General features: G+C 59.5%; 1 protein-coding gene. It reads left to right on the plus strand.

Translation table 11 applies throughout. The features are described 5' to 3' along the window. The coding region (locus tag HVE01_RS19940; RefSeq protein ID WP_213014766.1) for a hypothetical protein at nucleotides 1–1,931 on the plus strand (1,931 nt) is incomplete at both ends.

Consider the following 1,931-nt stretch of genomic DNA (forward strand, 5'->3'; position numbering starts at 1 on the left):
AGTCGGTGACTTTGGTGACGATGCAGATGCGGATGCAGACGCCGATGCGGATGCTGACGCCGATGCAGATGCAGATGCAGATGCAGATGCAGATGCAGATGCAGATGCAGATGCAGACGCCGACGCCGATGCCGATGCCGATGCGGACGCCGATGCGGATGCCGATGCAGACGCCGATGCAGACGCCGACGCCGACGCCGACGCAGATGCGGATGCCGATGCAGACGCCGACGCAGATGCGGATGCGGATGCCGATGCCGATGCGGATGCCGATGCTGACGCCGACGCGGATGCTGACGCCGACGCAGATACTGACGCCGACGCCGACGCCGACGCAGATGCAGATGCTGATGCTGATGCCGATGCGGATGCCGATGCGGACGCCGACGCCGACGCGGATGCTGACGCCGACGCGGATGCTGACGCCGACGCAGATACTGACGCCGATGCAGACGCCGATGCGGATGCCGACGCCGACGCCGATGCCGATGCCGACGCCGATGCAGACGCCGATGCAGACGCCGACGCAGATGCGGATGCCGATGCAGACGCCGACGCCGACGCCGACGCAGATGCGGATGCGGATGCCGATGCCGATGCCGATGCGGATGCCGATGCTGACGCCGACGCGGATGCTGACGCCGACGCAGATACTGACGCCGATGCAGACGCCGACGCCGACGCCGACGCCGACGCCGACGCCGACGCCGACGCGGATGCTGACGCCGACGCAGATACTGACGCCGATGCAGATACTGACGCCGATGCAGACGCAGACGCCGATGCGGATGCCGACGCTGATGCTGACGCCGATGCAGATGCAGATGCAGATGCCGACGCAGATGCCGACGCCGATGCAGATGCAGACGCAGATGCAGATGCAGACGCAGACGCCGACGCCGATGCAGACGCCGACGCAGATGCGGATGCCGATGCCGATGCCGATGCCGACACCGATGCGGATGCCGACGCAGACGCTGATGCCGATGCCGATGCCGATGCTGATGCCGATGCTGATTTCGAACTAGTCAATATCGATATTGCTGCGAATCTAGAGCGTGAAATCAGCTATGAGCCGGAAGAAACGCCGGATACTGGTAGCGATAGCCAGTCCGACTTGCTTGGTATCGATCTTCTAGGTGGACTCGCCAACCTGGATATTGGCTCTGGTGACCACCCGCTGGTCGAGTTTAGTCTGGATGAAAATACCAACGAGACCACGTTCAACCTCGATATCTCTGGAGCTCTGGAGGTCGGTGTACTGGACGACTATGTTCTGATCGTTGAAAGCTTTGAGAACGGGGAGTGGGCACGTGTTGAGGATGGTGAGAATAATCTCGACGAAGGACTGCTTTCACTTAGTCTTCTTGGTTTGGGGGGTACTTCTGGGCAGGTGACTCTGGAAAATCTGGATGCGGGCGACTATCGCGCCACTCTGGTTCCCGACCCAAGCTTGATCAATGTTGGTGTGGCCATTACTCGTGACCTTGACGTTACCGCTACCGACTTGCTGGAAATTGAGGACATCACTGTTGGTGAGGGTGCGGAAGGCAACTTTATTGATGAGGCCGCCAGCGGTGATACCGGTAACCTGGAAGTTCAGTCCATCACCTTCAATGGTACTGAGTTCACGCCTGTGAATGGTGAGATAGAAGTCGTTGGTGAATATGGCACTTTGGTCATAAATACCGACGGTTCTTACACATACACGCCGGATGCAGAGGTGGGCAGCGCAGGTGTGGACAGCTTCACAGTGGACGTCGTGGATACTGTAACTAACGAAGTGAAGTCCGCGAATATCAACGCCGAGGTGGCCCTAGTCGATGTGCCAGGCGAAGGGGACGCAGACGCAGATGCAGATGCAGATGCAGATGCAGATGCAGATGCAGATGCAGATGCAGATGCAGATGCAGATGCAGATGCAGATGCAG

Origin of the sequence: Vreelandella venusta, from assembly GCF_007989605.1 — a bacterium.
GTDB lineage: Bacteria > Pseudomonadota > Gammaproteobacteria > Pseudomonadales > Halomonadaceae > Vreelandella > Vreelandella venusta.